Raw genomic sequence first — 6,324 nt, forward strand, 5'->3', positions numbered from 1 at the left:
CCGGCCGTGCTGGCCCGGTCGTGTGAAGAGACCGGCGCCTGGTTTGTTCACTATTCGAGCGACTATGTCTTTGATGGCAGCGGAGGAACGCGGCCGTGGACCGAGGACGACACCGCCTTGCCGCTGAACGCCTATGGCCTTGGCAAGCTGCTCGGCGACCAGTTGGTCGCGAAAAATTGCGCACGACACCTGATCTTCCGCACAAGCTGGCTTTATGCGGCGCATGGTGAAAACTTTGCAAAGAAAATCCTGCACAAGTTGCGCAGGGACGGCCGGCTGGCGGTGGTTAACGACCAGTTCGGTGCGCCCACCGCAGCGGCCTGGCTGGCCGACCTGACTGTGTTGGCGTTGACGCGCGTTCTCGCGGATGAGCAATTGGCCGGGCTTTATCACGCGGCTGCCGCCGGTGAAACTTCCTGGCATGGCTATGCGTGTTTTGTCGTTGAGCAGGCACAAAAGACCGGCCTGTTGCCCAGTGTGCCCATAGATGCAGTCCAGCCCGTGGCGTCAACTGCCTACGTGCAGGCAGCCCGCCGTCCATTGAACTCACGACTTGATACTTCGAAGCTGCGGCGGACTTTCGGGGTCGACATTCCCGATTGGCAAACCGGTGTCGCCAAAATGGTTGAGGAGCTCTCATGAAAGTCACCCCGACGGCCCTGCCCGAAGTGCTGCTGATTCAGCCTGAAGTTCATGCCGACGCGCGGGGCCTGTTTCTCGAAAGCTTCAACAGGCGCGATTTTGAGCGGGCAACCGGGCTTGACGGCGGTTTTGTACAGGACAATCATTCGCGCTCGGTTCGCCATGTGCTGCGCGGCCTGCATTACCAGCTCAGGCAACCCCAAGGCAAGCTCGTGAGGGTGGTCAGCGGCAGCATCTGGGATGTGGCGGTCGATGTCCGGCGCTCCTCGCCGAATTTCATGCGTTCGGTCGCGTTCGAGTTGTCGGCCCAGGAGCATCGGCAGCTTTGGGTGCCGCCGGGCTTTGCGCACGGCTTTTTGGTGCTTAGCGAATTTGCCGACGTGCTGTACAAGACCACCGACTACTACGCCGCCGAACATGAACGCTGCATCCGTTGGGACGACCCGGATCTGGCGATTTCCTGGCCCCTGGCTGGCACTGTACCTCTGCTTTCAGCCAGGGATTGTGACGGCGCGACGATGGCGCAAGCCGAGCTGCCGCCATAGCCGCCGCGCGTATTATTTCTTCGACCAGACGACCCGGTTGATGTAGTCGATGTAGCTCGTCACGACACGCACAATTTGCGTCGAGACGAACGGATTTTCGTAGTCGGCAATGGGCAGCACCGGGCGCCGGTTGCGGTCATATTGCGACGTCACGATCTCGATGGCGTCTATCACGCGGTCCTTCTTGAGGCCGCTCATGATGAGGGTGCCGACGTCCATGCCTTCGGGGCGCTCGTGGGCATTGCGCAGGGTGATGGAGCAGAGGTTGAGCAGCGAAGTCTCCTCCGTGATGGTGCCGCTGTCGGACAGCACGCATTTGGCTTCGACCTGCAGTTTCATGTAGTCGAAAAACCCGAGCGGCTTGCCGAACACGATGCGCTTGTCCAGGCCTTCGTAACCAGCCTCCTCCAGCCGTTTTCGCGTGCGTGGATGGGTGGAAACGATCACCGGGAAGCCATACTTTTTGACAAGCTCGGTCAAGGTCTCGAGCAGGTCCTTCAGCGCGTCGGGCGAGTCAACGTTTTCCTCGCGATGCGCGCTGACCAGGAAAAATTCATTGGGCTTGAGGGACAGGCGCGAAATGATGTCGGACTTGTCGATTTGCGGGCGGTAGTGGTCGACGACCTCACGCATGTGCGAGCCGGTCTTGATGATGGTTTCGGGCCGCACGCCTTCGGCGATGAGATAGCGCCGTGCATGTTCCGTCAGGACCATGTTGATGTCCGACAGGTGATCGAGCACCTTCCGGTTGAGTTCTTCGGGAACGCGCTGGTCGAAGCAGCGGTTGCCTGCCTCCATGTGGAATACCGGGATTTTCCGCCGTTTGGCCGCGATCACTGCCAGGCATGAGTTGGTGTCGCCATAGAGCAGGACGGCGTCGGGCTTCTCAGCCTGGAACACTTCATCGGCCTTCATGATGATCTGGCCGATGGTCTGGGCCGCATTTTCGCCGACTGCATTGAGAAAGTGGTCGGGCTTGCGAATCTGCAGGTCTTCGAAAAAAATCTGGTTCAGCTCGTAGTCGAAATTCTGGCCCGTGTGCACAAGAATGTGCTGGGTGTGCTTGTCGAGCGCCGCAATCACGCGGCTCATCTTGATCAATTCGGGCCGGGTCCCGACTACCGTCATCACTTTAAACACGAAGTGCCTCCTCAATAAAATCCAGTTTCCCCAAAAGCGCCTTGACCTGGGCGACATTGAGCCGCTCGGTGTTGTGCGATGTGTAGTCGTCCAGTTGCGAAATCCGCTCTTCGCCATCGCTGAAATACTTGGCGTAATTGAGATCGCGGTTGTCTGCGGGAATGCGGTAGTACGCGCCCATGTCGTCGATCCGGGCCATTTCCTCGCGCGACACCAGCGTTTCGTAGAGCTTTTCGCCATGGCGCGTGCCAATGATCTTGGTGGGTTGGTCGTTGCCGCCAAAGATGTCCTTGAGCGCTTGCGCGAGGTCGGCGACAGTCGAGGCCGGCGCCTTCTGCACAAAGATGTCGCCCTGCTGGCCGTGCTCGAACGCGTGCAGCACCAGGTCGACCGAATCGTCGAGTGACATCAGGAAGCGGGTCATGCTGGCGTCGGTCACGGTCAGCGGCGCGCCGCTCTTGAGCTGCGAGACGAACAACGGGATCACCGAGCCGCGCGACGCCATCACGTTGCCATAACGCGTGGCGCAAAGCACGGTCTCGCCATCGTTTTGCATGCGTGCCTTGGCGACCATGAGTTTTTCCATCATTGCCTTGGACACACCCATGGCATTGATCGGATAGACCGCCTTGTCGGTGCTCAGGACGACGACGCGCTTGACGTTATGGGCGATCGCTGCGTTCATGACGTTCTCCGCGCCCAGTACATTGGTACGCACCGCCTCCATCGGATAGAACTCGCAGGACGGGACCTGCTTGAGTGCTGCCGCGTGAAACACATAGTCAACACCCTTCATCGCCTGGTGAATGCTGTCGTAGTCGCGGATGTCACCGATGTAAAACTTGAGCTTGTCGTTGTTCAGCGCGATCCGCATCTCTTCCTGCTTTTTTTCGTCGCGGCTGAAAATGCGGATTTCGCGCACTTCCGTTGAGAGAAAGCGTTTGAGGACGGCGTTGCCGAACGAACCGGTGCCGCCGGTGATCATCAGTATTTTGTTGTCAAACATGGCTGATTCTTACAGTTTGGAGGAATGCATGGTGTCGATAAGCTCGGGCCAGGCCGGTGCGGTGTAGCCTGTCGCCTCGCGGAAACGGCTGGAATCGAGCGATCGGTCCATCGTAAACGTATTGTCCATCTGAATATCAATGGCCTTGCCGTAGGCTGCGGCGATCAGCTTGAGCAGGTCGTATTTGCCGATCGGGGCAGCGCCAACGTGGTACAGGCCGGACAGCTCAGGCCGTGGAATCACGATGTCGCGGACGATTTCGGCGAACACGACATTCGGCAGACCCGAAAAAATGGCCTTGTTGAAGCCTTTGCAGGAACCCTGTTGTGCAAGGAACCATTCCAGCAACCCGTAAGCGCTTTGCAATTCGTGGCCTATTGTCGAGGTGCGCAAAGTGATCGCGCCCTGGCCCAGCACCTCGCCCAGGAGCTTGGACTTGCCATAGACATCTTTTGCATCGGCCGCGTCGGCTTCGATGTAGTGTCCCTTGGCGCCCGAGAAGACGCAGTCGGTGCTGATATGGATCAAACGTGCCGACGCCGCCAGGCACAGCCCGGCGAGCTGGTGTGGCAGCAACGCATTGATGGGAATCGCGAGCAACGGATCATCAGCTTCGGTATGGTGCTTGGTCAGGCCGATACAGTTAACGACCACGTCAGGCCGGGCGTGGGCAAATGCGCGGATGACGCTGTCGCGGTCGTTGATATCGACAAAGGTCAGCATGCGCTCGGCGATGGCGGGCTCAAAAAAGCGCAGCGCCGCGGCATTTCGCATGCTGCCGAAGACCTGCCAATCCTTTTTCTGRCTCAAGACGCGGATCATGGCGCTGCCGATCATGCCGCTGGCACCCAATACAAGAACTCTCATCGAAAAACCTCAAGAAGATTCCGCCAGTGCGCGGAAATGGTCCATGAGCTGAAGTGTCAGCATGTCATGGTCGAAATGCTCTTTGAAATACCGTTGGCCGTTGGCGCCAAGAGTGGCGCGTTCTGGTGCACTCATCTCAGCCAGCCGAATCACCGCGGCGGCCAGGGCCGGCGCATTCTCGGCCGGAACCGAAAGGCCAGCCCCAGCTTCCTCGACGACGCGGGCACCTTCCCCGTTCAAACAGGCAATTATCGGTCGTCCAGCGGCCATATAGGCCTGGATCTTGTTGGGAATGGTCGCCGCGAAAATCGGTTGATCGGTCAGGGTTACGAGTAACGCTGAGGCCTTTTGCATGAGGCCGGGCATCAATTCGACCGGGAAACGGCCGGGCAGGTGCAGGTTGGTGAGCCCGCGTGCCGCAGCTTCTTCGGCCATCCAGGCCTGGCGGCTGCCCTGGCCGACGACCACAAACTGGACATCCGGACGCTCGCGGAGCAGGGTAGCGGCCTCGACAATGGCCTCGACGGCCTGCCCGGCGCCGATATTGCCGGCGAATACGACGCAAAACGCGCCGCTGTCCATAACCGGTATCGGTGGCGCTGGTGCGTCGCCGGGCGCGGCAAATAGCGGGTCGACCGAATTCGGGTAATAGGCGATCGGTGTGCCGCCGGCCAGTTCGCGAACCTTGGGTACAAATGCCTGTGATTGCACCAGAAGCAGGTCGGTACCTGCGTAAATGCTCTGAACGACGGACCTCACCAATGCCAGTGCACGCCGATTACGCACATAACCCGTGGCCTCCAGACTTTCCGGCCAGAGATCCTGGACCCAGACGGCAACCTTGCAGTTTTTCAGCCAACCGAGGAACAACGCCGGGATCGCCTGGAGGATTGGCGAAGTACCGTAGGCAAAAATGACGTCGTAGCGTTTGCCGCGCAGCTGCCACGCACCAAAAAGAGTGCCTGAGGCGACAAACGACAGATAGTTGAAGACCAGGTTCAACGCGCCCTTTTTCCGGCGCGGCGCAAGGGGTACCCGGTATATCGAGAGGCCGGCCCATGATTCACGCTGGCAGCCCCAGGCCCGGTAGCCGGGAAAAACCGAACCTTCGGGATAATTGGGCTTGCCGGTCAATACATCGACCTCGAAGCCCTTTTCAACGAGCGTTTTCGCGACATCGTTGATGCGAAAGCTTTCTGGCCAGAAATACTGGCTGACGATCAGGATACGCAATTGGGTCACTCTTCGGGGAAAACATGGGCGAGGAATTCGCCGGCGTTCATGAGCGGAAGGGGCTGCTCGCTTTGGCCGAGAAAGCGCTTCACTGCCCTGGCAATGGAGACCGGTGAATGGGGGTCGAATACCTGCTCGGGGTCGACCACGTCGCGTACGTAATCGAGTTCTGACGCCAGGATTGCCAGGCCCGCCTGGCGCGCTTCGATCAGTGGCAGGCCGAACGACTCGAACAGTGACGGATAAACCAGTACCTTCGCCTGGGCGTAGAGGCGCAGGATTTCGTCGTGTGGCCTCGCGCCGAGGTTTTCAACATTCAGACCGTAACGGGCCTTCTTTTCATCGATCCATGCGCAGAGTTCAGGGTGGGCATTGGCGTCGACAGTCAGCCAAAGCCAAGGATGCATGCCGTCATCCGCCAACAAAATCCAGGCTTCCATGAGCCGCTTGTGATTTTTGTGAGGCTCACCTGAAGCTACATAGATGAAGCCGCATGCGCTATCGCATGCCTTCGGGGTGCTGTTTCTCTCATAGCCGGCGCTGGTGCTCACAAAGGGCAGTACCGAAACCGGTTTGCCCTTTGCCAGACCAGAGGCATTCAGCAGGTCGCGCATTGAAGGAGTTTGCACGACGAAGGCTTGCGCRTTTTGGGCCTTGTGGGCGAACCATGCCCTTTCGATCAACAGCCGCAGGCGTGTCCTGAGAGGGAAGCTGGCGAGCGTCACCGGGTCGACGAGATAACGGTTCTGCACGAACACCACGGTGCGCCCTTTCAGCCTGAAGAGCGGTGGCAAATTGCCGAAGCACAGCACGAGGTCAGCCGCCCCCACGGATTTGGAAAGCCACCATTCAGCCCAGAAACGACGCCACACGGTCGGCGCAACAGTAATG

Annotated in this window: 7 protein-coding genes; 2 read left to right on the top strand and 5 right to left on the bottom strand. The window is 59.2% G+C overall.

Annotated elements, in window-relative coordinates; translation table 11 throughout:
• Nucleotides 1-642, top strand: a 642-nt coding sequence (locus tag AC1D1X_RS13055; RefSeq protein WP_477698417.1) for an SDR family oxidoreductase, incomplete at its 5' end; no start/stop codon positions are given.
• The gene (gene rfbC, locus AC1D1X_RS13060) at nucleotides 639-1,187 is read left to right on the top strand and encodes a dTDP-4-dehydrorhamnose 3,5-epimerase (protein ID WP_477668534.1); all 549 of its coding nucleotides are present in this window, start codon (nucleotides 639-641) and stop codon (nucleotides 1,185-1,187) included. The genes AC1D1X_RS13055 and rfbC, both read left to right, overlap by 4 nt.
• A gap of 12 nt (nucleotides 1,188-1,199) precedes the next feature.
• Here rfbC and wecB read toward each other — a convergent pair whose 3' ends face one another.
• The 5 genes from wecB to AC1D1X_RS13085 all read right to left on the bottom strand — a co-directional run.
• Complete coding sequence (gene wecB / locus AC1D1X_RS13065) at nucleotides 1,200-2,327, bottom strand: non-hydrolyzing UDP-N-acetylglucosamine 2-epimerase (protein ID WP_477668533.1); 1,128 nt, start codon at nucleotides 2,325-2,327, stop codon at nucleotides 1,200-1,202.
• Nucleotides 2,320-3,333 carry a polysaccharide biosynthesis protein gene (locus tag AC1D1X_RS13070; RefSeq protein WP_457281241.1) on the bottom strand — a complete coding sequence of 338 codons (1,014 nt, stop codon included), beginning with the start codon at nucleotides 3,331-3,333 and terminating at the stop codon, nucleotides 2,320-2,322. The genes wecB and AC1D1X_RS13070 overlap by 8 nt, the downstream gene beginning before the upstream one ends.
• Nucleotides 3,334-3,342: 9 nt before the next feature.
• Complete coding sequence (locus tag AC1D1X_RS13075) at nucleotides 3,343-4,200, bottom strand: dTDP-4-dehydrorhamnose reductase family protein (protein WP_477668532.1); 858 nt, start codon at nucleotides 4,198-4,200, stop codon at nucleotides 3,343-3,345.
• Nucleotides 4,201-4,209: 9 nt separating this feature from the next.
• Nucleotides 4,210-5,442, bottom strand: coding sequence for a glycosyltransferase family 4 protein (locus AC1D1X_RS13080; protein WP_477698418.1), 1,233 nt, complete (start codon nucleotides 5,440-5,442; stop codon nucleotides 4,210-4,212).
• The coding region (locus tag AC1D1X_RS13085; protein ID WP_477698419.1) for a glycosyltransferase at nucleotides 5,439-6,324 on the bottom strand (886 nt) is incomplete at its 5' end. The genes AC1D1X_RS13085 and AC1D1X_RS13080, both read right to left, overlap by 4 nt.

The organism is Polaromonas sp. P1_G4 (genome assembly GCF_056405475.1).